Origin of the sequence: Bacillus sp. SA1-12, assembly GCF_000981385.1 — a bacterium.
Lineage (GTDB): Bacteria > Bacillota > Bacilli > Bacillales > Bacillaceae > Metabacillus.
In genome coordinates, this window is record NZ_LATZ01000001.1 from 115545 (window position 1) to 141243 (window position 25699).

25 protein-coding genes are annotated in these 25699 nt (G+C 36.7%); 4 read left to right on the plus strand and 21 right to left on the minus strand.

Features of this window, described 5'->3' with window-relative positions; genetic code table 11:
• Positions 1-17 precede the first annotated feature (17 nt).
• Both WQ54_RS00490 and WQ54_RS00495 read right to left on the minus strand, forming a co-directional pair.
• Positions 18-326, minus strand: coding sequence for a DUF1806 family protein (locus WQ54_RS00490; protein ID WP_046510574.1), 309 nt, complete (start codon positions 324-326; stop codon positions 18-20).
• Between the two features lie 44 nt (positions 327-370).
• Positions 371-763: a VOC family protein gene (locus WQ54_RS00495; RefSeq protein WP_046510576.1), complete on the minus strand. Its 393-nt coding sequence runs from the start codon at positions 761-763 to the stop codon at positions 371-373.
• Positions 764-993: 230 nt separating this feature from the next.
• Here WQ54_RS00495 and WQ54_RS00500 point away from each other — a divergent pair, with 230 nt between their 5' ends.
• The 3 genes from WQ54_RS00500 to WQ54_RS00510 are packed head-to-tail and all read left to right on the plus strand — an operon-like array spanning position 994 to position 4930.
• Positions 994-2604: a spore germination protein gene (locus tag WQ54_RS00500; protein ID WP_052737603.1), complete on the plus strand. Its 1611-nt coding sequence runs from the start codon at positions 994-996 to the stop codon at positions 2602-2604.
• Positions 2594-3796: a Ger(x)C family spore germination protein gene (locus WQ54_RS00505; protein WP_046510578.1), complete on the plus strand. Its 1203-nt coding sequence runs from the start codon at positions 2594-2596 to the stop codon at positions 3794-3796. The genes WQ54_RS00500 and WQ54_RS00505 overlap by 11 nt, the downstream gene beginning before the upstream one ends.
• A gap of 33 nt (positions 3797-3829) precedes the next feature.
• Positions 3830-4930, plus strand: a complete 1101-nt coding sequence (locus WQ54_RS00510) for a GerAB/ArcD/ProY family transporter (protein WP_046510580.1) — start codon at positions 3830-3832, stop codon at positions 4928-4930.
• On the opposite strand, the gene WQ54_RS00515 is transcribed toward WQ54_RS00510, so the two are convergent.
• The 6 genes from WQ54_RS00515 to WQ54_RS00540 form a co-directional block, all read right to left on the minus strand.
• A complete protein-coding gene (locus WQ54_RS00515; RefSeq protein WP_046510582.1) occupies positions 4923-5159 on the minus strand; it encodes a hypothetical protein in 237 nt (78 codons plus the stop codon). The two genes, WQ54_RS00510 and WQ54_RS00515, sit on opposite strands and share 8 nt — an antisense overlap.
• A gap of 107 nt (positions 5160-5266) precedes the next feature.
• Positions 5267-5917: a YesL family protein gene (locus WQ54_RS00520; protein ID WP_046510584.1), complete on the minus strand. Its 651-nt coding sequence runs from the start codon at positions 5915-5917 to the stop codon at positions 5267-5269.
• A 31-nt stretch (positions 5918-5948) separates the two neighbouring features.
• A complete protein-coding gene (locus WQ54_RS00525) occupies positions 5949-6836 on the minus strand; it encodes a carbohydrate ABC transporter permease (RefSeq protein WP_046510586.1) in 888 nt (295 codons plus the stop codon).
• Positions 6826-7695, minus strand: coding sequence for a carbohydrate ABC transporter permease (locus tag WQ54_RS00530; protein ID WP_046510589.1), 870 nt, complete (start codon positions 7693-7695; stop codon positions 6826-6828). The genes WQ54_RS00525 and WQ54_RS00530 overlap by 11 nt, the downstream gene beginning before the upstream one ends.
• A gap of 69 nt (positions 7696-7764) precedes the next feature.
• Positions 7765-9090, minus strand: coding sequence for a sugar ABC transporter substrate-binding protein (locus WQ54_RS00535; RefSeq protein ID WP_084821772.1), 1326 nt, complete (start codon positions 9088-9090; stop codon positions 7765-7767).
• Between the two features lie 199 nt (positions 9091-9289).
• Complete coding sequence (locus tag WQ54_RS00540) at positions 9290-10297, minus strand: LacI family DNA-binding transcriptional regulator (RefSeq protein WP_046510591.1); 1008 nt, start codon at positions 10295-10297, stop codon at positions 9290-9292.
• Between the two features lie 510 nt (positions 10298-10807).
• On the opposite strand from WQ54_RS00540, the gene WQ54_RS00545 reads away from it, so the two are divergent.
• Positions 10808-11260, plus strand: a complete 453-nt coding sequence (locus WQ54_RS00545; RefSeq protein WP_046510593.1) for a YndM family protein — start codon at positions 10808-10810, stop codon at positions 11258-11260.
• A 73-nt stretch (positions 11261-11333) separates the two neighbouring features.
• Here WQ54_RS00545 and sdaAA read toward each other — a convergent pair whose 3' ends face one another.
• The 13 genes from sdaAA to WQ54_RS00610 all read right to left on the minus strand — a co-directional run bounded on the left by sdaAA (position 11334) and on the right by WQ54_RS00610 (position 25679).
• A complete protein-coding gene (gene sdaAA / locus WQ54_RS00550) occupies positions 11334-12200 on the minus strand; it encodes an L-serine ammonia-lyase, iron-sulfur-dependent, subunit alpha (protein WP_046510594.1) in 867 nt (288 codons plus the stop codon).
• Between the two features lie 24 nt (positions 12201-12224).
• Entirely contained in the window at positions 12225-12887 is a 663-nt protein-coding gene (gene sdaAB / locus WQ54_RS00555) for an L-serine ammonia-lyase, iron-sulfur-dependent subunit beta (RefSeq protein WP_046510596.1), read from the minus strand.
• A 593-nt stretch (positions 12888-13480) separates the two neighbouring features.
• Positions 13481-14521, minus strand: a complete 1041-nt coding sequence (locus WQ54_RS00560) for a hypothetical protein (protein ID WP_231597416.1) — start codon at positions 14519-14521, stop codon at positions 13481-13483.
• Between the two features lie 55 nt (positions 14522-14576).
• Positions 14577-15833: a sugar MFS transporter gene (locus WQ54_RS00565; protein ID WP_084821773.1), complete on the minus strand. Its 1257-nt coding sequence runs from the start codon at positions 15831-15833 to the stop codon at positions 14577-14579.
• A 100-nt stretch (positions 15834-15933) separates the two neighbouring features.
• Entirely contained in the window at positions 15934-16272 is a 339-nt protein-coding gene (locus WQ54_RS00570) for an antibiotic biosynthesis monooxygenase (protein WP_046510599.1), read from the minus strand.
• Positions 16273-16325: 53 nt separating this feature from the next.
• The gene (locus WQ54_RS00575) at positions 16326-18080 is read right to left on the minus strand and encodes an ABC transporter ATP-binding protein (protein WP_046510895.1); all 1755 of its coding nucleotides are present in this window, start codon (positions 18078-18080) and stop codon (positions 16326-16328) included.
• A 62-nt stretch (positions 18081-18142) separates the two neighbouring features.
• Entirely contained in the window at positions 18143-19882 is a 1740-nt protein-coding gene (locus WQ54_RS00580; RefSeq protein ID WP_046510601.1) for an ABC transporter ATP-binding protein, read from the minus strand.
• An 18-nt stretch (positions 19883-19900) separates the two neighbouring features.
• Positions 19901-20638: a PadR family transcriptional regulator gene (locus WQ54_RS31705; RefSeq protein ID WP_052737604.1), complete on the minus strand. Its 738-nt coding sequence runs from the start codon at positions 20636-20638 to the stop codon at positions 19901-19903.
• Between the two features lie 165 nt (positions 20639-20803).
• Entirely contained in the window at positions 20804-21412 is a 609-nt protein-coding gene (locus tag WQ54_RS00590) for a dienelactone hydrolase family protein (protein ID WP_231597417.1), read from the minus strand.
• Positions 21413-21444: 32 nt separating this feature from the next.
• Positions 21445-22242 (minus strand): arylamine N-acetyltransferase, encoded by a 798-nt coding sequence (locus tag WQ54_RS00595; protein WP_046510603.1) that lies wholly within the window; start codon positions 22240-22242, stop codon positions 21445-21447.
• 487 nt (positions 22243-22729) lie between these two features.
• Positions 22730-23749, minus strand: a complete 1020-nt coding sequence (locus WQ54_RS00600; RefSeq protein ID WP_046510605.1) for a DUF3231 family protein — start codon at positions 23747-23749, stop codon at positions 22730-22732.
• 430 nt (positions 23750-24179) lie between these two features.
• Complete coding sequence (locus tag WQ54_RS00605) at positions 24180-25079, minus strand: hypothetical protein (protein ID WP_046510607.1); 900 nt, start codon at positions 25077-25079, stop codon at positions 24180-24182.
• A gap of 81 nt (positions 25080-25160) precedes the next feature.
• Complete coding sequence (locus WQ54_RS00610) at positions 25161-25679, minus strand: TetR/AcrR family transcriptional regulator (RefSeq protein ID WP_046510609.1); 519 nt, start codon at positions 25677-25679, stop codon at positions 25161-25163.
• Positions 25680-25699 lie beyond the last annotated feature (20 nt).

The window sequence follows — 25699 nt, forward strand, 5'->3', positions numbered from 1 at the left end:
ACCCCCCTTAAAGATCCTCATATTGAAAAAGGTGAAGTGCTGATTTCTAGTGTCCGGGCTAAGCGGTCAACATGGTCAAAGCTGCTGATCACCACTAACTCCTCTGACAACATCATATGTGTTAAACCATCAACTTGAATAATTGATTGCTGCTGATCAAGTTCTAAATACACCCTATAGATTTGATCTCCTTTTACATGAACATCAAATAACGTAGCTTTTCCGTTACGAAAATAACCGCCAGGATTTACCTCATGATGCAGATAAATCTTCCTTCCGATCCATTGCCTGAGTTTCTCCAACAATGCCTCTGAATTAATCGGCACCAATTACCCCACCCCGATTCCATTAATATCACACTTCATCTAATCTACTTAAGATCCTGTTGATCGACATTAAGTTCAATCAAATTCAAATCAGGATCCATGCAAAATATTTGCGCAAAACCACTAATACTATTTGGCTTTTCGATTATTTTTATCCCTAGAGTTTTAAGGTGTTTCAAAGTCTTCTCATAATCCTTTACACGAATTGCAAAATGGCCTTCCTTTGAATTTATTTCAGGATCAGATCGGAATGTTGAAGACTCCTGCTGTACGATTAAATGAAGCTGCTGATTTCCCACTTGATACCAGGCACCTGGAAAATCAAAATCAGGACGATCAAGTTCTTTAAAACCTAACATATCCCCATAAAAATGCTTTGCTTTTTCCAAATTCGTAACTGAAAGACTGACATGGTGAATGCTTTCCACTTCAATCAATATGTAACAACTCCTTTTTCATAACTGTATTTAATATTTGCAAACGCATTCAATCGGCGGTTACTTAACATTCTACTATGGTATGTTCATGACTAAAAATAATTTGCCTTCATTTTATATGTGATTTTTTCAGCTTGTGTCAGAGGAAAATAGTGTATGAAAACCATAAAGAAGGAAAGTATAAAAACAACTTGCAAGATCAGAGCCCCTAAATAAATGGAGAATAAGACATGAAGAGTGCATGGAACCGCTTATTTAATATACAGAAAAAGGAGCAGCATAAGGTATTTTATGATAATACCGATGATGCTTTTAACAAACAACTGCTTGTCCAAACTTTAGAAAGTAACATCCATAAAATTAAAGAAGCATTAGGCAGGAGCGGTGATTTAATTATACGTCAGTTTAATATGGGAGAGCCTTTTCACCAAAAGGTTGCAACGATTTATATAAATGGATTAACAGATAAAAAATTGATGGGTAACTTCATTATTGAAAAGCTAATCAATAAAGCTTCCGTTCTTGAACATGAAAAGCCTTGGTCACCAGTTGAATTAGGTCAATATATTTTAGATGGTATTTTATCGACTACTCATGTTGAGGAGGTCACGGAACTAAATAAGCTTTTTTCATTTCTTTTGTCAGGTCAAACCATTGTAATAGTTGATGGATTAGCCCAAGCGTATGCATGCGCCTCACAAGGCGGAGAGCTGCGGTCCATTACAGAACCTATTGCAGAACCTTCTGTACGCGGGCCAAAAGACAGCTTTACTGAATCACTCATTACAAATACTGCGATGGTTCGCAGAAGAATTAAAAGTCCTAATTTATGGCTTGAAACAAGAAAGCTTGGCAAGATTACCCAAACAGAGATTGGCATTATGTATTTAAATGGGATTGTTAATGACAAAATCTTAGAAGAAGTAAGAAAACGAATTGATCGGATCGAAGTGGATGAAGTTATTGGTTCTAATACGATTGAAGAATGGATTAGCGATGATAATCTAACACCTTGGCCGACTGTTTTTTTAACCGAAAGGCCAGATGTTGTGACAGGGAATTTATTAGAAGGACGTGTGGCCATTTTTGTTGATGGAACTCCAATTCCCTTGATCGTACCAGCTACATGGAACCAATTTTTGCAAACGGCTGAGGATTATTACTTGCGGTGGAGTGTAGCTGGCTTTTTAAGATTTTTACGAATAGTTTCCTTTTTAATTACACTTCTTGGACCATCACTTTTCATAGCGTTTGTTTCGTTTCATCCAGAATTAATTCCTACTCCTTTGCTGATTAATCTGGCAGCACAGCGACAAGGGATTCCCTTTCCAATCATCGTCGAAGCATTATTAATGGAGTTAACTTTTGAAGTATTAAGGGAAGCGGGGGTACGAATGCCTCGTCCGGTTGGCCAAGCTGTTTCAATTGTTGGTGCTCTTGTATTAGGTGAAGCAGCGGTTATGGCAGGAATTGTTTCAAGTGCTATGGTAATTGTAGTAGCAGCAACAGCTATCGCCAGCTTTACTCTCCCCCATTTTTCATTAACAGATGCTTCCCGTTTACTAAGATTTTTTATGATGATATTAGCAAGTACATTTGGGCTTTATGGCATTGGGCTGGGGGTAATTATATTGGTTGCGCACACCGTCAGTTTACGTTCCTTTGGAATTCCTTATTTGGCTCCCTTTGCTCCTTTTATAATCACAGATCAAGAGGATGCGATTTTACGTTTGCCTAAGCCTTTTTTGTCTAAACGTCCGCGTTTAATCAGTCAAAATCGAACTAACAGAACAGCCACTAAAAAGAACAAAAAAACAAAGAGGGATCCAAATGCAACATAAACCATTTATGATCTTTTTTTTATTCTTTATTCTCTTTAGTTTATCAGGATGCTGGGACAGTGCTGAGCTTCAGGACCTTAGCATTATTTCGGGTATTGGCATCGACAAAGGCAGTGATGATGTCGAAAACAGATACCAAACAACCGTCCAAATTATTAATCCCAGCCAAGTAGCCGGCGGACAACAAGGGAGTAAAGTCCAAGCATCTCCTGTAACAACCTATACATCAACTGGCAGTACGATTTCAGAATCATTACGAAAAATTTCTCATGAGGCTCCTTCTGAGCTTTTTTTTCCACATATCCAGGTTATGCTTATCGGTGAGGAAATCGCAAAGGAAGGGATTATGGAGATTTTTGATGTGATCGAACGCGATTCTCATTTCCGGGTTCTGTTTCCGGTTTTGATTGTAAAAGGGCAAACGGCTGAGAATGCCCTTAAGATCACAACTCCATTAATTGCCATCCCTTCCCAAAAAGTCTTACAGAGTCTTCAATCTGCTGAAAAAATATGGGGTGAATATCCAAGTACTCGTGCCGATCAGGCCATAGCAAAGTTGGGAGAAGGAAGTTTAGCAATAACAGGAATCCAAATTATAGGAGATGTAGAAAACGGAAACAAGACAACAAACATACAACAGGTTTCTGAAAAAAGTAAATTAGAAATTATTGGATTATCCGTTATAAAAAATGGGAAACTTGAAAAATGGATGGAAGGAGATTCTGCCCGTGGATTCATGTGGATTAATGATCAAATAAGCCGAACCGTTATAAGCCTTGATTGTAAAAAAAGAAAGGATGCTCTTGCCATCGAGGTTGCGCGTGCCCAATCAGATATTAAAGTCCAAATAAAAAATGAAAAGCCTGTTATTTTTATTGACATTGAGGCTGAAGGATCGGTATTAGAAACTCAATGTCCCATTGAGCTTGATAAAGGTAATATCATTGAAAAAATGGAGGAACAGCTTGCTAAAGAGATAAAAGAAGAGGTTTTCTCAACAATTAAAGCCACTCAAGAAGAAAAAAGTGATCTTTTTGGTTTTGGCGAATATGTCAACATTGAAGATAAAGCTTATTGGAAAAAAAATAAAAACAAATGGGAAAATGAAATTTTTCCTGAGACGGAAATTAACATTAATGTGCATGCAGCAATCAGGCGCAGTGGAATGAGGTCAAAATCTTATATAAAATAAGACAAAATATAAAATAAGAAGGGGCTTCTATGGATGGAAAAGGCAAAACTTAGCGGTCTTCAGCTATTTGTTTTGATGTTTATGTTTAATATGGGTACCTCTATCGTCGTAAGTTATGGAATTTCTGCCAAAAAGGATGCTTGGCTGGCCATCTTACTTAGTATGTGTATGGCTATTATCTTATTTTATATTTACTATTATTTATATCGTCAATTTCCAAATTTGCCTTTAACAGGATATGCCAGAAAAATATTCGGTAAATACATTGGCTGGATTATTGGAATATTATACCTCCAATATTTTTTGTATATTTCTGCTAGACAAGTTCGTGATTTTAGCGAATTGCTCGTGTCCTCCACTATGACGGATACACCTATATTAGCTATTCACATATCATTTGTGTTAGTGATCTGTTATGTACTCTATCTTGGTATTGAAGTACTTGGAAGAACAGGGGAAGTATTTATCGTTATTTTACTCTTATTTGGAGCAGCTGCAAACTTTTTTGTTCTTGTTTCAGGGAATATTGAGATCAATCATTTACGCCCATTTCTAGAGCATGGTTGGAAGCCAATCATATCAACAGCGTTTTATGATACATTGCATTTTCCTTTCGGTGAAATGATTGTGTTTACAATGCTCCTTCCCTATTTAAATAAACAAAAGTCTGTAAAAAAAGTCTGGTTATCTGCCGTCATTTTTAGCGGACTTGTCTTAAGCTGGACAGCGGCTTTAAATATTACGGTTTTAGGTGTAAATGTTATGGAAAGAGCTACTTTTCCAACATTAACAACAATTGGAAAGGTAAATTTACTTGAGTTTATCCAACGGCTCGATGCCATTGTTGTGTTTACTATGCTAATGACAGTATACTTTAAAGCGTCTCTCTTTTTGTATGCTTCACTAATTGGAATTGTAGATCTATTTAACCTAAAAAATCATCATCGAATCGTTTTTCCGATCGGAGGAATTATTGTCATTTCATCAATGATGATCACCCCCAATTTTTCAGAATATATGGAAGAGGCAAAAAAAGGATTACGCTATCCCGTCTTCCTCTTCTTTATTATTTTTCCTTTCATCATGATGACCGTTACTTTTCTTAGAAACCGTTTCAAACATAAGGCTAATTAGAACCCTTTTGATTATCAGCTTTATTTTTCATAACCATAAAAATTTGTTGAACAATTATTATCAAGCACATCATCACAAGCATGACATACTCTCCAGTCTCAATGACCCAGAACGGATTTAACAGGTTGAGCATTGTTTTTGAAAGCTTAAAACCTGAGAGCAAATCAATTATGATGTTTGTTGAAATCGATAGAAATAAGACAAAGATGATAGTAATGAATACCTTCATTATATGGCCCCTTCTCAAGCTCTTTATATCTTCATTATTTGTCTGTGCTTAATATTTTATGAATACTGGACAAACAAAAAACCCGCCAAATTGACGAGTCTATACTTTTAGTTTTCGGAAGTTGTGAATTTTTTCTTCCCCTCAGGATTGGAAAATAACGAACGCTTTTGTTGGATTTTATGAAAGGCAATCTTTGTGTTCCATGTTAACCAAAAAGCAAGAGTGCTTCCTAAGAAAAAAATAAACAATCCGGCAAATTTAGAAAATACAACAAAAATTGTTATGCATCCAACAACCATTACAGCACTTTGAAAGATTCTTGTAATACTCATAAATAAAACATTTTTAAAAAATTCTCCAAACGATAATCTTGCTTGCACATAAAGCGGGAACATAAACGGCACCATGATCACAAATAAAAACCCTACAGTAAGCATAAGATAACGAAGCAAGAAAAAGAATGTTCCTTCTTTTTGAAAAAAGAACTGAAGATCAAAATAAAGGAGTCCAACAGCTGCAGTTAGGATAATCCCCAGCAGCTGTGAACGAAAAAATTCTTCCTTGAATTTAATGAAAAATGTTTTAAAAACTGGGATATCTTTATTTCCGCTTACCCATTCATTTGCAACATAGAACATTGATACTGTGGAAGGGAAAAGTCCGAATACACCCAAACCCGCAATGGTAAATAAAACCCACAAAGCATTTAGGTAGAGTAAGCGATAAATCCAATCAAAAATATTCATTAATTTATTCATATGAACCACCCCATTCCACAATAATTCCTTATTAACTCTTCGAACCTGTTAAAGCAATACCTTCAATAATTTGTCTTTGCGCAATGACATACACGACTAGGACCGGAATAATGGAAATAGTTGTTCCTGCCATCATTAATGACCAGTCTGTGAAATATAGACCTTTAAATGTATTTAATAATAATGGGACTGTAAAGTTTTCAGGTGTTGATAAGTAAATTAAAGGCTCCAGGAAACTATTCCAAATCCCCATGAAAGAGAAGATACCAAACGCAGCCAAAGCTGGACGTATTAACGGTAAAATAACACTCCAATAAATACGTAATGGATTTGCCCCATCTATAACAGCAGCTTCTTCCAACTCATTTGGTATCCCTTTAATAAATTGACGTAATAAGAACACACCAAATGCATTAAATAATCCTGCAGGTACAATTAGAGCCAAGTGAGTATCAATCCATCCAAGTTTATCCATGATAATATAAAGCGGAACCATTGTGACTTGCTTTGGAATCATCATCGTCGCTAAAAATAAGATGAATAAAACATTTGATCCACGGAAACGAATTTTTGCAAAAGCATACGCTGCCATAGAGCAAGTCATGATATTTAAAAATACGACAAGAGCTGTGATATAGAAACTATTAAAATACGCTTTACCAAATGGCATGGCAGTTAATGAATTCGGATAGTTTTGGAATGTCACAGGGTCTGGGAGCCATTTTGGCGGGACAAGAAAAATTTGTGACATATCCTTAAGTGAACTGCTAATTGTCCACAAAAATGGCGCGACCATTAAAAAAGCACCGATGATTAACACAATGTGAAGCAAAATCGCTGTTGGTCTAATCTTCTTACCAAGGCTCACTGAAACATTTCGATCTACAACTGTTTTCGTTTGAACATCACTAGTCTTCATAATGAACCCACCTTTGTGACATCTTAAACTGGAATAAAGTAAACAATAAAATGATAACGAATAGAATCATTGCAGCAGCAGAACTCACGCCCATTTTAAAGTCCACAAATGCCGCTTCATAAATGTGATATACGAATGTATAACTCGATTTAGCCGGTCCACCACTTGTCATGACGAACGCCTGGTCAAAGACTTGGAAGGATGAAATAATCGCCATGATTGTGATAAAGAATGTTGTTGGTGATAATAGTGGCAATGTGATATGCCAGAATTGCTGCCATTTATTTGCACCATCAATTTCAGCTGCTTCATAATAGGATCTTGAAATCCCTTGGAGCCCCGCTAAGAAAATAACCATGTTATGACCTAATCCCCACCATATACTTAATAAAGCAATTGAAGGCATAACCCATTTTGTATCTGTCAGCCATTTCGGCCCTTCAATTCCAATATTTGCCAATAGTTGGTTGAGGATACCGAAGTCACCGTTTAAAATCCACATCCAAATGACACCGATTGATACAGAGCTTGTTACTACTGGCATGAAATAAAACAAACGATAGAAGTCTTTTCCTTTAATTTTGTTTAAAGCAATGGCAACAGCTAAAGATATTCCAATACTAAAAGGAATAACAAGAATTGTGTAGTATGCAGTATTGATTAATGCTTTCCAAAAATCAGGTTCTGTGAATTGATCTTTATAATTTGCCAGACCGACGAATTCTTTTGCTCCAAATCCGTCCCATTTCATAAAGCTCAACGTTAATGTAAAAAGAACTGGAATTAATGAGAATGCTAATAAACCAATTAACTGAGGTGCCAGAAATGTATAACCCCAGAGATTTTGACGATTTCTCAATGGTATCACCTTCTTCTGTATTGATAAGAAGGTGGAGAAAAGAATGTTCTCTCCACCTTAATTGACTAATTACTCACCTTTGTGTTCAGAAATCATTGATTTTGCTTTTTCAGATAGTTTGTCCACTGTTGATTGAGCATCGTCCTTACCAAGATACATTAAGTCCATAATGTCATTAACCTCTTTATCTAATCCTGGTATAGTAGATTGGATTGCGTTCGCATACCCTTGCTCACGAGCATTAATGATTACGTCCACGTGTTCAGGAACTTTTGATTCAGTCACAGCTTCATCAATACCGCTGATTGATGGAATCGCATTACCGATACCAGACAGACGATCTTTTTGTCCAAGTGTAGAAGTATAGTAAGATGCAAACTTCATTGCTGCTTCCTTATTTTTTGAATCGTTATTTACAGCCATATATGCTGTTGGAATTCCCACTGGCTCAGTCTTGTTCTCAGTATTTGAAGGCCAAGAAATATAATCCCATTCTAAAGATTTGTTTTCATGGAACAATGGAGTAAACCATCTGCCTGCAGCAACCATACCTACTTGGCCAGACATAAACATGGCTTCAGCACCTTGACCTTTTGGAAGAGATCCAGTATACGTAAAGTTTTTGTCCTTAACCATTTTTGCAAGGAATTCCATTGCTTCCATTCCTTGAGGATTTTGATCTAAAACAAAGTCACCAGTTTCTTTGTTATAAATTTCTCCGCCATTTGCCCAAATCCAGCTAAATAAAGAAGCCCAGCCATTATCTGCGATAAATCCATATTTCCCGCCATCACGTAATTGATCCGTAACTTCCTCCATTGCGGCAAAATTCCATTCACCAGCATCGAAATATTCTTGTGGAGTTTTAATACCTAATTCAGAGAATAATTTTTTGTTGTAGTAGAGTAACATTGGGTTACAGTCAACAGTAATACCATAAATCTCATCGTCTTTTTTCGCAGCTCCCCATAAACCTTCAGCAAATTCATCAGGTTTTGCATAGCTTTCAGAGCTATTCATATATTCACTAAGCGGAGCTAATTTTCCAGTTTCAATAATTTTTGAAATATCACCGTCACCCACGTAGAAAACATCCGGGGCTTGACTTCCTTGAAGTTGTGTCTGTAATTTTTGAATATACCCATCACTTGGGATTGGTACAAGTTTCACTTTGATGTTTGGGTTTTCTTTCATGAAACCATCAACAGCTTTTTGATAAACTTTAATCTCCGCTGGATTTCCCCAAGCAGAAAATGTCAAATTAACCGTATCACCAGAACCATTTGAGCCTGAATCAGATGAACTAGAACTGCTAGAATCACTGCACCCTTGTAGAACCGGTACCATTACAAGCAATAGTACAAGAAATAAAAATGCAAGTTTTGTTTTCTTCATACATTTACCCCCTATTTTATCATTCGGTAGCTATTGATTAGATACTTTCTGGAAACATTCCAAGGTTGATTCAGTCTTTATGTATAAGTGTGCCTCACCTCCTAAACTGCTACTAACAACGGAAAGCGTTTTCATTTTTAGTAAATTATCATAAAGAGACCGAACATATCGTACATATAAAACCATACAAATAAATCTACTAAACTAAAGATTTTACAGTCTCTCTTTCAAAAATCGAATGCGGGAGAATACAGGTTTGATTAAATGATTCTTCCTTCATGATGGCAATAAGATGATTTACAGCTATTTCTCCCATCTTTTCTAATGATTGCGTTAACGTTGTTAGCCTCGGAAACGACATTTCGGCAAGCTGTGTGTTATCATAGCCGATAATTGAAAGCTGTTCTGGTACGCTTATGCCAAATTGATGTGCTTTATTTAGAGCACCGACGGCCATTTCATCACTTGCCGCAAAAACAGCTGTAAATTTACTATTTTTATTCAATAATACCTCCATGCAATCGCTTCCACTTTGATACGAAAAATTACCAAATTCAATTAACTCATCATTCAGCTCTATTTTATAATCAGCCAATGCCTGTTGATAACCTTTTAACCTCGGCTTGCCAGCAATTGCATCTTTTAACGTTCCGCTTATCATGGCAATAGAAGTGTGACCTTTTTTGATTAAGTAGCTTGTTGCATCATAAGCAGCCTGATAGTCATCAACTTTTACAAATGGATAAGGAAATTCCTCACTTATTGATGATACAAGAATGACTGGTATGTCTGTTTTTTCAAGTGCCTGGTGTACATGATCCGTTAATTTCTGACTTAAAAAAATGATGCCATCTACTTGTTTTTCTTTTAAAAATTCAACATATCTTAGTGTTCTTTCACCGTTCAGGGATGTATTGCAAATAATGACACTGTAATGATGCTCATTAGCTGTTTCCTCAATCCCATGCAGGACCTTTGTGGAAAATAAAGAAGAGAGCTCAGGCATAATGACAGCTATTGTTTGCGTCTTTTTCCTAACAAGTCCCCTGGCAATGGCATTTGGTGAAAATTGCAATTCAGCAATTGCATTTAAAACTTTTTCTTTTGTTTTTATTGAATAACCCTTTTGATTGTTATTCAATACTCGAGAAACGGTTGAAATAGAAACACCAGCCTTTTTAGCCACTTCTTTTATCGTTGATTTCATTTCTTCACCTTTCGAGAAAACGTTTTCTTTTAATCTATTTAACTAAGAATATAATCGAAGGTGAGAAACAAGTCAATACTATTTTTTCCTTTTTTCAAAAAATTCACTTTAAATGCTTAGTTATGAAATTGGTTAACAAGTTAACTTAAATACTAATGTTTTTTACTATTTATTAACTAATTTTTACTTCATACTTAGAGATTAACAGAAAAATCAAACGCTTACAACTACTTTTTTTATTTTTTACTAATAAATTCCTCCTATCTTATTGTATTCTAGTCAAGTAAATTTTAACTTTATTATAGTTAAATGCTCCTATATTTTTCAATTTTATTCAATATAATTCATTACCGAATTTACTAAATAAATTATTGCGTTTTTGACCTTTATTTTGCCCTCACAGTATAGCTTTTCATCAGGTTACCCTTGATTTTTTCAAGAACAAATTAATGTTTAGATGTATGAACAATTTAGTTTTTAGTTAAACTAAACTTAAGGGAGGTAATGTAAATGAAACAATTAACGATTTTACTTATAAAGTTTGTTACATGTATGATTGCTTTTGGGCTTGGTTTAGATTTATTTTTTGATGCAACAATGGTGGATATCGTTTCATTTAGTTTATTTGTTACCATTGTTTCGTATGTATTAGGAGATCGTATTATTTTGCCGCAAATAGGGAGACGAGCCGCAACAGTTGCAGATTTCGTGTTAACTTACTTAAGTGTTTGGATTTTCGGAAGTATCCTCTTAGATAACTACATGCAAATTGCTTGGGGGAGCATTATATCTGCCGTGATTATTACAGCTGCTGAAGTTTTTGTTCACTTATTTTTACAGGAACGTATTTCAGGATCGCTTCCAGAAAGAAGAAATACTGGGATAAATCCTTCTTTAGCGTTTGGAACAGAATTTGGTGAAGAAGAAGATTTTACAGAGCTAAAAAAATCTGACAAAAAATAAATTTCGTTAGAATACAAAAAACCAACTGCTTTTTTATCATTACAGTTGGTTTTATTGTTGACAGATTTTTAATTTAGCCAAAAATTTCTTTGGCGAGACGCTTCCCTGTTGGAGTCGCTGCTAACCCGCCTTCCGCTGTCTCCTTTAGGGCAGTCGGCATCGTTTGGCCGATTCTATACATCGCATCAATCACTTCATCACAAGGTATTTTACTTTTAATGCCAGCTAATGCCATATCTGCTGCTGTAATTGCATTTGAAGCACCCATCGCGTTGCGTTTCACACAAGGCACTTCAACCAAACCAGCAACAGGGTCACAGACTAAACCAAGCATATTCTTTAACGTAATCGCCATCGCTTCTGCAGATTGCGCAGGGGTTCCGCCAGCAAGCTCAACAATCGCTGCTGCTGCCATTCCGCTTGCAGAGCCCACTTCCGCCTGACAGCCGCCAGCTGCACCTGAAATTGATGCATTATTTGCCACGACAAACCCGAAGGCTGCTGCTGTAAATAAGAATTCAATCATTTCCATTCGTGTCGGATTTAACTTTTCTTTAACGGCAAACAAGGTACCTGGAACGACACCTGCTGATCCAGCTGTAGGTGTTGCACAAATTGTTCCCATTGCTGCATTGACCTCATTTGTTGCAACAGCCTTGCTTACCGCATCCAATAAAATATTCCCTGCCAAGGCTTTTCCGGTTTTTAAATAATTTTGAAGTAAGACGGCATCACCGCCTGTAAGACCTGAAAAGGATTGAACACCTTTAAGTCCGCGTTCAATTGCCTGCTCCATAACCGTTAAATTTCGATCCATCTTATCAATAATTTCTTCTCTTGAGAGACCTGTCACTTCAATTTCTTGCTGTATCATCACTTCTGCTATTTTCACTTGTTTGCTTACTGCAAGCGCAACAAGTTCTGCTGCGTTCCTAAACATTATAATCCCTCCAAAGAATTATCATTATTCAACCATGCGGATCGTTTGGGTAATATTCGGCAAGCTTTCAATCTCCTGTATGACAACGTCTTCGATCTTTTGATCCACTTCAATGACCATCATCGCCATATTTCCCTTTTCCTTACGGGATACTTCCATCCGTCCAATATTTAATTGATATTTTGCTAAGATATTTGTTACTCCTGAAATCGCTCCATATCGATCTTGATGTACAACGAGAATCGCAGGATATTCGCCAGACAATTTGAGTTTAAAGGAATTTAACTCTGTAATTTCAATTGAACCGCCGCCAATAGAAATCCCTACGATATCTAGCATATGTTCTCCCTTTGTTAATTGAATTCTCACTGTATTTGGATGATCAGTCACAATATTTTCAACGATAAATTCGATTTCAATTCCTGCTTGTTTCGCTAATTGCAAAGCTTGGGGAATTCTTTCATCAAATGTATCAAAGTCAAGCAACCCCCCAACAATTGCTACATCTGTCCCATGTCCTTTGTATGTTTTTGCAAAAGATCCGTATAAAGAAATAACTGCTCGCTTTGGTTCACAGCCAAATAATGTTCTTGCAACACGGCCGATGCGTGCTGCTCCAGCAGTATGTGAGCTCGATGGCCCAATCATAATCGGACCGATAATATCAAAAGCAGATTTATATTTCATTTCGTTCTCCCCCCTTGTAGTTTATGCAACATTTTTCACAGATTGTGAATCCTCTTGATTTATTCTAATTCTCTACCTACTGCAAATTTTAAATAACCTTAACTAAAAAAGCAGCTGCCTTTCAGTATTTTCTAGGGCGCCAAATTCATACTTCCTATTTGCTGAACTTTAGCTGAACAATGTAAATAAAGACGAAGGCAAATAATAAAATGTATCCTTTTGACCCTCCATTATTCCCATCTCTAAATTGTTATCTTTTAAACTAGCGATTGATTTTGTTCATACATATATTTAGGATATATTTGTAACCGCTTACATAAGGAGACAACATGAAAATGATAGTTTTTTTCCATATCTCTTCCACAAAAGTATCTTAACATAATATAAACGAAATGAGAATGATTCATTAAATATTTGTAAAATTCAATCAAAATACAGTAATTAATTGAACGTACCATGCTCCCATTTTATATAGTAAGGTCTATGATAAGCTGGATTTAATATTATCCCCCTAAAATTATTTCAATTTTACATACTGAAAAGCCGCTAAAAAGTATTTCATCTTTAACGGCCAATTATTCAACTTTTCTATTTTAAAAGACAGATTTATTTGCTGCTATTATTCTTTCGGTTGTCTTCCAAAGCTTGGGAAGAAACTGGTTTACGTCATTTCCTCTGCGAATAAGATCACTTGTAGATGTTATACCGATATCTGCAAGGAGTGCTTCAAAGGCTGGAGTTTGTTCACGTTGCAAACTTGGCGGTGCGTCTGCGGCTAAAATTTTATGACACCGCGCAAAAGTTGCTATGATCCAAAAAATCGTTTCACGATGATAGCCAGTACGAATAAGATGGCGGCTTCCATCAATCACAATCGGTCTGGCAGAAGGAGTAATGTCAGAGCTAAAAAAGAATGGTGTCTTTGAAACTGCTGCTGTTAGATCAAATGTTTGAGCAAGCTGATCTAGGTGTCCTTCAACTTGCTGCGGAGTTAAACGGGCACAACCGAGCAATTCCAATAATTCAGTATAGACATCGGTAAATCCATATTCCATAAGGACTTTTCGTGCAGCAAGGTAACGAAGTCGGACTGTTGGATTCTTTAAGGCTGCAACAAGAATAACATGCGTAGTGATACCAGCCGGGAACACCCATGATGTCACTTGATCATGAAAGGGGGCAGATTGATCGAACCCACGAAGACCATTTTCAATTTTACTTCGCGCATTTTCACAACGTTTTGTTACCCATTCCCTTTTAGCAAATTGTTTAACCACTTCAGCATAGAGTTTATGAAAATGTCCTGTTGGGTCAGCAATAATTGTATTCACTCTGAAACTGCCTGCAAGGTGATAAGAGGTTAAGACCTCCTCGACTGCAGCAAATAAGTCCCATGATAAGTAGGTGACTTCCAACAATACATTCTTATATACAAATTTACCTAGCTTAAGCGGTATTTCCTCCTGGGAAGTAACCACGACAACATCCACATCCGAATACGGTGACATATCTGCATCTTCAGACATTACCACCGTTGATCCGCTGAAATACGCTCCCATAAACCATTTTTCCTTACTGGTATTCTGTAAGACCCATTCAGCTGCAATTGACTTGGCCTTGCTAACCTTCATCATGAACACCTCTCATAAATATTTGACGATGGAATAAAGCACATGTGCGATCAATTTTTTACAACACTTCGTTTCTTTTTTGCAAATAACGAAATAATATCACACTCGCTACTGAACAAAGTAAAGCGCAAAATCCAATAAACATAAAACCTGCCTGAAATCCTATGGTTAAACCAACTTTCGCACCATAGATGCCGCTATACCATTCTTTGAAAAAATCGATAATGACGCCAATCAGAAAATTCCCCACTACAACTGCAATACCCATAAGGGTTACTGTAAAGGAAATCGCTGCATCAATACCATTTGGATAGCGCTTTGCTAATAATGCCATCACAGTAGGATAGATAGGTGCAATTCCGAAACCTGCAAGGGCAAATAACCATACTGCAGTTGAACCAATTAACGTTGCAAGAATTGTTGCAAGTCCTGCAAGGGCAGAAAAGATGATCAGTGAAGTCATAAAGCCAATCTTATCGGTCACAAACCCAAGCAAAAGCCTTCCCAGCATAAAGCATAGGAAAAATACTGATAACATAACAGATGAAGAGGTTGCGCTCCACTGATAAGATTTCTCTAAAAAATTGACAAGCCAGCCGGCAATTGATAACTCAGCAATCACCCCTAAGGAGAGGATTGTGATGATTAACCATGCTGCAGGGTCTTTTATATACACTTTTAAGGGAATTCTTTCCTCAATTTTCGCATGATCCTCTGGAAACCTGCTGAAAATAGCTGGAATCATTGGAATTAGACAAAGGGACAGCATTAGCACATACATCCCGCGCCAGCCTAATTCACCGCCAAAAAGATGCATCCCCATTAGGCCTGTAGCCATGATTGGAGCAGCGGTTGAGCTTAATCCATAAAAGAAATGAGATAAATTCATCATAAATCCGGTATTCTTCGTAAAAACCCTTGCAGCCAAGATCGCTAAAGCGATTTCAAGCATTCCGTTGCCAATATACATTAAGAAATAAGAAAGCGAAAACATAGCATAATGACTTGAAAAATAAATGAGAAATCCAGATAAAGTCATTGAACCAAAAGCTAATAAGCTCGAAAGCTTGATCCCATACTTAGAAGTTAAAATCCCTGTAAAGCTGCATGCGAGCAAAAATCCAAGTGAATTAAACGCCAAAAGCATGCCGATCTGCAATTCATCAATCGCAAAATCCGTTTGTATTCTCGGAATTGCCGGTCCCTTAATATTCTCAGAAAAGCCAAAGACTAAATACCCAATAAAAATCACGAGAAAAGGGAGTGGTATGTATCGCCTTCCTGGACGAACCTGTTGTACTGTTTCTAGTTCCATTCACAAAAACCTTTCTATACATTATTTTTCTTTTCAATCCATATTCTTACTATTTACTAGTATACAAGGTTTTTAACGGAGGGGACAGTCCCCCTCCACTTTAAATTGGTGAGGAACTGTCCCCTTCATAAAGTTCGTATCCCCGTATTGTTTTTTTCATTTTCACTTGTTCTTTTAGTGTGTTTTCTTTCTTGCGTTTGTTTATTTCTTTGTGTTCGTTCACATGTTCTTCCCGTGAGATCCAAGCTTTAAAAGCGTCTTGAGATTCCCATTTTGATACATAAACAAATTCTACGGTATCCTTGTTTTCTCGGCGCCAGCATTCAAAGTTAAGCAGTCCTTTTGCCTTTCCAAGCTCTAATTTATCTTTTTCATGCTTTCTTACAAGTCGTTCCTCATAAGCATGTTCAATTTCAAAAACTGCAGTGTTAACAAACATGTCTTTCATCCTTTCAATTTTTTATAAAATATGATGCAAGAAATCTTAAAAACTTAAATTTTCAACTGATTTGCGTATAGATCATGATAAAACCCGAATTGATTCAGCAATTCCTCATGATTTCCTTGCTCAATGATTTCCCCATCCTTGATGACTAATATCCGATCAGCCTGCTCAATTGTCTTAAGCCTGTGTGCGATCACAAAGCATGTTTTTCCTTTAGTCAGATTGCGAAGCCCTTTTTGTATCTCTACCTCTGTTCGAGTATCAATATTTGCCGTTGCTTCATCAAGAATTAATATATCGGCATCAGACAGAATGGCCCTTGCGATAGAAAGCAGCTGCTTTTGCCCTTGACTAATATTTGATCCTCCTGATGTAATCACCGTATTATATTGATCTGGCAAATGTCTAATAAACCCGTGGGCTGATGCTGTTTTCGCCGCCTTGATAACCTCTTCCTCTGTCGCATCTAATTTGCCATAGCGGATATTTTCCATCACTGTACCAGAGAATAAATAAGGATCCTGCAAAACAATTCCTATTCTTTTGCGTAATTCTCTTAATCTATAGTCCCTAATATTCCGGCCATCAATGAAAATTTCCCCAGATTGAATATCGTAAAAGCGCATAAGCAGATTTATGATTGTTGTTTTTCCAGAACCTGTTGGTCCAACTAAGGCGACCATTTCACCTGCTTTTGCGGAAAAATTAATATTCGAAAGAATTTTATTCTCATTATGATAGCTAAAATCAACATCAATAAATGAGATATCCCCATAAAATCGATTTACTGATCGTGCATCTTTCTTATCTTTTAGATCAGGAACTTCGTCCATTGTTTCAAAAACACGTTCGGCACCTGCTAAAGCAGCTTGAATCGAATTGAGCAGATTTGACAACTGATTAATTGGCCGAGTAAATTGTCTTGAATAGGTGACAAATGAAGCGATAATCCCAACCGTTGTCATCCCTTTTAATGCCATAATTGCCCCCACTCCGATAACTAGCCCTAATCCTAAATTACTTAAAAAGTTATTAAGCGGACCAAGAAAGCCTGAGAACATATCGGCTCGCATCGCTGATTGGCGTAACCGTTCATTCACTGAATGAAATTGTGTAAATGTTTCTTCCTCCTTACCGAATAATGTGATCACATCACCGCCGCTAATCGATTCCTCTATAAAACCGTTCAGCTCCCCTATATCTTTTTGCCGTCTTGAAAAATTTTCACGGCTGAACCCGATAATCTTCCTTGTTACAAACAGCATAAGCGGAATCGTCACAAAGGATACAAGCGCTAGTATCCAATCCAATGAAAACATGGCGATCGTCACTCCTGCTATAGTTAAGATAGAAGAGATAATTTGGATTACACTTTGACTTAATGCCTGATTCAGGTTATCAATATCATTTGTAAACCTGCTCATCAAGTCACCATGCTTATGACGATCAAAAAAATGTAAGGAAAGCGTCTGAAGCTTCGTAAATAAATCTTCGCGCATGTTCCCGATTGTTTTTACCGATACACTGACCATCATATACGCCTGCAGCCATGTAAAAAGGGATGCACCAATATAAATCCCTAACAGCATCACTGCTATCCTTATTGTCCCATTCACATCCACAGGAATAATATAATGGTCAATGATCACACCAATATAATAAGGACCTAATAAGCTTAACAAGGAGGAAATGATAACGAAAACTCCTGATAATAGCAATCCTGCTTTATGCCTCTCCATATAATTCCACACGCGCAAAAGGGTAGTTTTCGGGTCCTTTGTTTTAACAGCTGGTCCTGTCATTCTTCCTTTTGGCCCTGTACCAGTTGATTGTTGTATTCGTGATATGCTGTTGGCTTGACTGCTCAACTCACTACGCCTCCCTTCTGTACTTGTGTGTGGTAAATCTCTTGATAAACAGTGCAATTACTAAGCAATTCTTGGTGTGTTCCAAGTCCGACGATTTCCCCTTCATCCAACACAATAATTTTATCTGCTTGAATGACTGATGAAAGCTTTGAGGCAATGATAAAGGTTGTTGTTTGATGATATCCGATTTCCAATGCCTCCAGGATACTGGCTTCTGAACGTGCGTCAACTGCAGAAGTAGCATCATCTAAAATCAAAATTGCCGGTTTCCGAATAAATGCTCTTGCAATCGAAAGCCGCTGCTTCTGCCCGCCTGAAAGATTTGTCGCACTTTGTGTTAACTGGTGGTCAAAATCTCCATCTAATTTCTCAATAAACTCAGCTGCACATGCATCCTTTGATGCGGCTGTTAAATCTTCAAACGTTGCAGATGTTTTCCCAAATTTGAGGTTACTTTTGATACTTCCTGAAAATAAAAATGGTTTTTGAGAAATATATCCGATGGAAGCACGTAAATTTTCTAGATTCATTGTTTTAATGTTTTTTCCATCTATTAGAATCTCTCCCTCATCTGGGTCGTATAATCTTGGCAAAAGCTTCATGAACGTCGATTTTCCGCTGCCAGTCGGACCGATAATACCTATCTTTTGCCCGTCATGAGCAACAAAGGAAATATTCCTAAGAACCTTTTCGCCATTTTTACTATAGGAAAATGAAACATTCTTAAACTCAATTGATCCATTAATTAGATAATCATTATTAAATGCTGTATTGTTTTCAAGCTTATTTTCTGTATCCAGCACTTGCTGAATCCGATCAGCCGACGGGACAGCGCGGACTAGCTGCATTAACACCATACTGCTTGACATTAAAGCCATAAGGATAATGTTCAAATAATTAATAAACGCAAGGATCACACCAACTTGAAGACCTCCTCCATAGAATGGCATGACACCTAGTACAAGGGCAATTACGATACCGATATTAATGATGAGCAGCAAAATCGGCATAAGAACAGTAATGATTTGATCAGCTTGTATTGTTGTTTTTGTCAATGAATCATTCACTCTCTTAAACTGGCTAATCTCATAATCCTTACGGACAAACGCTTTGACAACCCGTATTCCTGCGATGTTTTCCTGCAGCTTTGTATTAAGGTGATCCATTCCTTCTTGAACCCGCTTAAACCAGATACCGGCCTTTTTTGAAAGAAAGATGATAAAAAACAGCAGAATCGGGACTAGAATTAACAAAAGAGGAAAAAGCTCTCGTGCCTGAAAAAAAACGATGATAATACTCCCTATAAAAAGCAGCGGACCCCTGACAAAAACACGGAGCGTCATCATCAATGCTGTCTGAACAACTGAAATATCACTCGTTAAAATCGTGATTAATTTTCCAGCACCAATCTGATCACGATTTTCATTAGATAGGAATGTTGCTTTTTTAAATACATCTCTTCTAATATCAGAAGCAAAATTGACCGCAGCGCGTGTACTGTAAATTGTGCAGCCAGCACCACCAACTAGACCAATTACCGCAGCACCAATCATAAGGATGCCCATACTTATGACATAATTCATATCTTCGTTGGCAATCCCATTATCAATTATCTTTTGCATGATCATTGGCTGCAGGAGATCCATTGTGACCTCCAATGCCATTAATAACGGAGCAAACAAGACAAATAGTTTATATGGCTTTGTGAACGATAACAGTTTTTTGACAGATTTCATAGTCTATACTCCTACCAATCAGTTTTCCTTTTTATCGGTTTCTTTTGACCATTGAATGAGCTCGTTTCTTCCCTTCCTAATAATTGTTACGAGCTCGTTTGCTAATGCTGGATTTGTTAAAACAGTTCTCATCGCATAATGAAATTCAAGCTGAAATTTATCCATTTCCTCTCTGACCATTGCTGCTTCATTTGACTGCTTCCACATTAAACGGAGCCGCCATTCCTCCCAAAATACATGAGCCTCGTCCTGAACTAGATCTTCCAGAAATTTCAAGCCTTCCTGTTTTAGGGAATACACCTTTTTATCAGCATGTTCATTTACTGATATCAGCTCTTTATCTAATAAATCCTGTAAAGCAGGATACACAGTACCTGCACTGGGGGAATACAACCCGCCACTTCGCTCTTCCAACTGTTTCATTACTTGATAACCATGTCTCGGCTCTTCCTTTAGAAGCTGGAGAATCGCTAGTTGGATCAGCCCCCGTCTTTTTGCAAATTTTGATTTCATTTTGTCTCTTAAATGGGCTGGCTTTTCAAAAAAGTGACGTGACTTTTTCAAGCCTTTTTCAGATAAGGACAACATATTCTTCTTTGATAAGATGATTTCTTCCTGAAGCAAAAAATCAATAACCTCATCTACAATAGGTATGTCATTTTTTAAAATTTCTTGTAATCTTTCCCTGCTCATATCCTCACGGCTTATATGTATTAGGATAGTAAGAATATCCTGTTTATTAAAAACTGACACCATGAAAACCTCCATATTGATTTATTACGAATAATCATAATCGATACATCGAAGGAATACAAGATATATATCGATTATTTTTATCGACATAAAAAAACGGCCTCTTTTAATAGAGCCGTTAACGTTACGTTCTCCTATCTTTGAATAGATTGAAGCAAATCCAGAGAGTTAGCCATCTATTGCCATTTGTACTACATCCAGTAATTTGTCGAAACCCTCCTGTGCAGAAACTGGATGGTAGTTTGGAGAATAAGGATCACTAAATCCATGCAATCCTTCGAGTTTAAGGACCTCGACATTTTCCTTTTCTAATTTTTTTATTAACTCATCCACTTGAAAGGAATGCTCCGTTTCCGGAAACAAAAGCAATGTTGGGCTTTTTGGTGATATTTCTGTATAATTTCTTATTCTGGAACCATAAAAGCCAATGATTCCATCAATCTTTTCATCCTCACTGCAAAGCCAAGCAATAGTGGCACCGATGCTATACCCTACTATAAGGATTTTTTCATATTTTGCGTTGTGGTCCATAATAATTGAATTTACTTTCTTGATTGCAGTGCTAAATCCAATATTCTCAGTAAAATGATGATAAGCCTCGTCTGCTTCCGAATAATCAAAAGGAACTTTACGATCAATTAAATTAGGACAAACAACATCTGAACCTAACTCTGATATCAACCTGCATGTTTCCTTCATAAATTGGTTCATACCATAAATTTCATGAAGAACAATAACTAGTGTCGAAGAACCTTTTCCTATGAATTCAGTTGTCACCCCAATTTCCTCCTTTTCTATTCGTTACACAATCAAGATCTGAATAATCCAAAATGCTCCTTTGCTGCTTCTTTAAATCCTTGTTCATCAACTTCAGTTTTTTTCATTACCCCATCATTCCATTCTGTTAATGAAGTGTCTGTCAATATTTTCATTCCATTTTTCGTTAACCTTGTCACAAGCTTTCTTTTATTGAATGGCGATTCCTCATGTTCAAGAATCGTTTGTTGGATCTCATTTAATTCTGAAAAGGTGTGAACTGTTTGGTTAGAATCAAAAGCATACCCGAATGTCCACTCTTGATCTTTATGCTTTCGTTTCATTTCAAAAACATAATCACCATGCTCAGTAACTAGTTTTCTTACTCTAAACTCCCCGTTGTTAGAGGCTATACTCCTGCCTTTTAACGGAACGGGCTTTAACGGCAAATTCCCCCCGAAGCCGGTATCAATTAAGTATGTCTCCCCCTTATATTCAAGCAGGTTTGCAACATGAGTTCGTCCTACAGAATTCCAGCTATTCTTATGATCATTATAGACAACGCCACGAATTAACCGGATATTAAAATCATTATCTAAAAGAAAGAAATAAAGAAAAGCATTTAGCTCATAACAAAGACCACCTTCGTTTTTTATGGAAATTTTTTTCAACAAGGATTCCTTTGTTATTTGGCTCGTGTCATTTGCAATGATACATAAATTTTCAAAGGGGATAGCTGTAGCTGTTTTCTCAAGGATTTCACCCAATTTTTCAAAGGTAATCATTTCATTTTCTGGATAACTGATTCTTTTACGAAATAATTGATCAACATCATACTCATGTGGATTCATCTAAAATCCTCCTTCAATTTACGCTATGTAGATAGAAAGACTTATTGTCCAAATGAACAACATCCCTATCCATTATCATGTTACAATAAATAGACAATAGAAGGTTTTTCTCAAGGGTGTCGGCACACTCCTAGTAAAGGGGGTGAGGCCGATTGACGATTTTTGAATCATTGATGTTTTCGATTGCGTTTGCAAGTCTAATCGTAGCGATCCTATCATTTGACTCAAAAAAATAATCCACCCTTGAGTTAGTGGCTCAGGTGGATTCTTCTACCAATTTGGCCGACTCCTTTAAAAAAGGAACCGTCTATTGCATGACCGTTCGGTGTTCCAGCACCAGCGGTCTTTTTATTGTATTCTGTATTAATTACTATTATTATACAACAGAGAACATAAAAGGCAATCTTCTAGATGCTTGCTTAAACAAATATCAATGTACGTTTTATCTTAGAATTTGAAAAAACGACATATGAAATAGATCAATAGTTTATACTTCTTTCTTTTTCGAAAGTTTTTCTTTATCTAACGTTCCTGGCGGCTGTTCCAACCAATTGTTTTGAATCATTATATCAGCGCCATCCTTGGCATATTGAGCAATTTCTAATGATAAACGTTCATAATTTAAAACAAGATCGCTTCTTTGACTTGCAGAAGCAGCTGTTGCATAGTTGCCAATTCCAGCAGTGCTTAACAGGGACATATGAAACATGGCCAGCTTATCTGAAAATGGTGCTATGGTTGAATCTGTTATTGATATATCTGATGAAATAGGTGGTTGGATATTATTATTTATTAAGGCTTTTGTAAATATTTGAACATGTTTTTTGGAAATTTCACTGCCTCTGATCATCCATTTTTGAATTTTTTCTTCTGAAGAGATTTGGGCAAAGCCAAGGGCTAGTTTACTTCCAATCACGTTTGTTTGGATATTCATGAATAAATGAGAAATTTCAATTGTATTTAACGGACGTTGCTTACTAAATATTGTAAACCCGCTTAAATATTTTTTATTATCGACAAAATCAGTTTGGGATGGATAAGCGATATAAGGAGCACGTATAAATATTCCTTTTGAAAGGGAAACATCTGTACTTTCATCATACAAATTTGATGTTTCTTGTAATCCCTCTCTAAAATAGGATCTAATATCCTTTCTCGCACTCATGGAAATAAATCCGCTATATGCAAATAAGCCTACTTTTGCCATATGATTAATATAAGTAAGCATAAACAAATCGGTATAAAGCCTGGGAGCATTATGATTTATGTCCTTTTCAATTGTAAACCCGGTCGGTAACGGAATTCCTTCCTCCTGAAATAAGCTTGTTAATTTTTCAATATGGGTTGATGAAAGGTCATATGTAAGTTGAACAATTGAACGAATTTCCGCATCTTCCACATGTTTTAAAAAATAACTTAGAATACACTTAGACATACTATCGTTCATAAAAGCAGTCCAAATACAGGCAATTTCAGCAGATGTCAGCATTTTATGATTCTCTGTCATAGATATACTTCCTCCAAGGGATACATTTTCGTTATGATTTTTATTCTTTACAAGAAATCAATAAATTATTTAAATAATGGAATGAAAGTGAGATTCCGGGTGGTTTTCTAGAAATATTGGTCTTCAAGCGCAGACTTTGCCACATACTAATGATAAAGTTTGCCGGCAGCCACTTAAGGTTGAGCTCAGACTTATCATACTTATACCATCATATCCTTATGTCTCTCCTGACTTGGAAAACCTGGCCTTTCTGGGAACTTTACGTGCAATTAGTCCTATTCTTATCTTTATAGTTTCTCTAAATCTGATTTAGGTTGTACATTCCGTTAAAGTGTGTTAAAAAGGCCAAGTCTCATTTGCTTGCGGAAGAGTCAATTGTGGATTGAATTTTGACCAAATCTAAATCGTTTATCTTTTCTTGGAGCAATCTCTATTTTTGAATTATTTTTTGATTAACTTGCAAAGGAGATGTCCTCGTTTCCCCTAAAAATAGCATGAAAGCAATAATCATTGCAGCCAACCATATTAGTAACAGGATTCCTGTAAGGATCGGAAGCAGAGTCAGCTCAAAAACAGAATGGCCAAATGCAGTATGAATGCCTATTATAATAATTGACAGCATCCAAGCTATACTGCCAGAATGGAGAAGCACTTTTTTCATTGTGGTTTTACCTTGTACTCTGTCCAAAAGCCACCCCAGTAAAACTAAAGTTTGTAAAGCGTGAAAGCTTATTCCATGAAGAATAATGATATTCCCTGCATCACCTGTATATCTGCCTTGAAGCAGGATCATCCATATACCAGCTAAATTGGCAATAAAAACAGATAAAAATGCATAACGAATCCCTAAAATAAGTAATGGCCGTTCAAATGGAGGTTTTATTCGAAAAAATTGAAGCATCATCAAACATGTTAAGATGATAAGCAACAAGGAGACGAGGGCAAATAACATTCCTGAAATGCTGTCAGAAACAGTACCATATTGGGAAAAACGAGGATTAAGGCCCCGAAAGTTTTGAATGGTTTCAACTCCATAAGAATAGAGAGAAGCTGTAATTAATAACCGCCTCATCAGCTTTCGATTTTGATTTCTTAGTCCTGCAAATGGCAAAATAGCTGCAATTGATAAAATAAAGATTCCGATTGCCGCATTAAATGAAAAAGCATTCCTTACATTTCCTTCTGGCAAAATAATTGGATCATGAAAACAGAGATAAATGGCTATCCCTGCTGCAAGGACAAAACCGAGCACCCCCGTAATGATTAGGTATCTTTCCCCTTTGAATAAATATTCAGTTGACTGATGATCAAAATCTCTGGTTTTTAACATAATATTCCCTCTCTTCCATTTTAATTTATTTATCAATCAATAAATAACGGGGCAAAAAAAGAAAGCCTAATCACTTTCTTTTCAATTTTCAGCTTCTTTCCCATGGCATAGTTCCGGTAAATTCAACACCTCTGAAACCGTAATGAGTAACCCTGTGCCAATAAAATTTGCTGCTGTTTCCTTTGCGTTTGTTATTCCAGCACGCTCAAATTTTAATGTTAATGATTCAAAAATGGTGTGAAATAAGCTGCGTACATGTTCCCTTATACCTGTCTCTGATATCGCATGAGCTTGCATGACCATCAAAATTTCAGCACGGTGGGTTTGAATAATTTGCGTAAAGGCACGGCCCATCGTTTTAATTAGTTGATCAGCTGGTGCATTAACTTCTGCAAATGTCTTATAAATCCGGCTAAACGCACGATCAATCACAGCCTTAAATAATTCTTCCTTATTAGCAAAAAAATGAAAAACATATGGCTGTGTAACTCCAGCAGCTCTTGCCACCATAGCAGTTGTTGCCTTATAGTATCCGTTTTCTGCGAAAACCCCTACAGCATTATCAATGATTCGTTCTTTTTTATCTTCCTTGACAGCCAACAGTATCATCCTTTTTTATT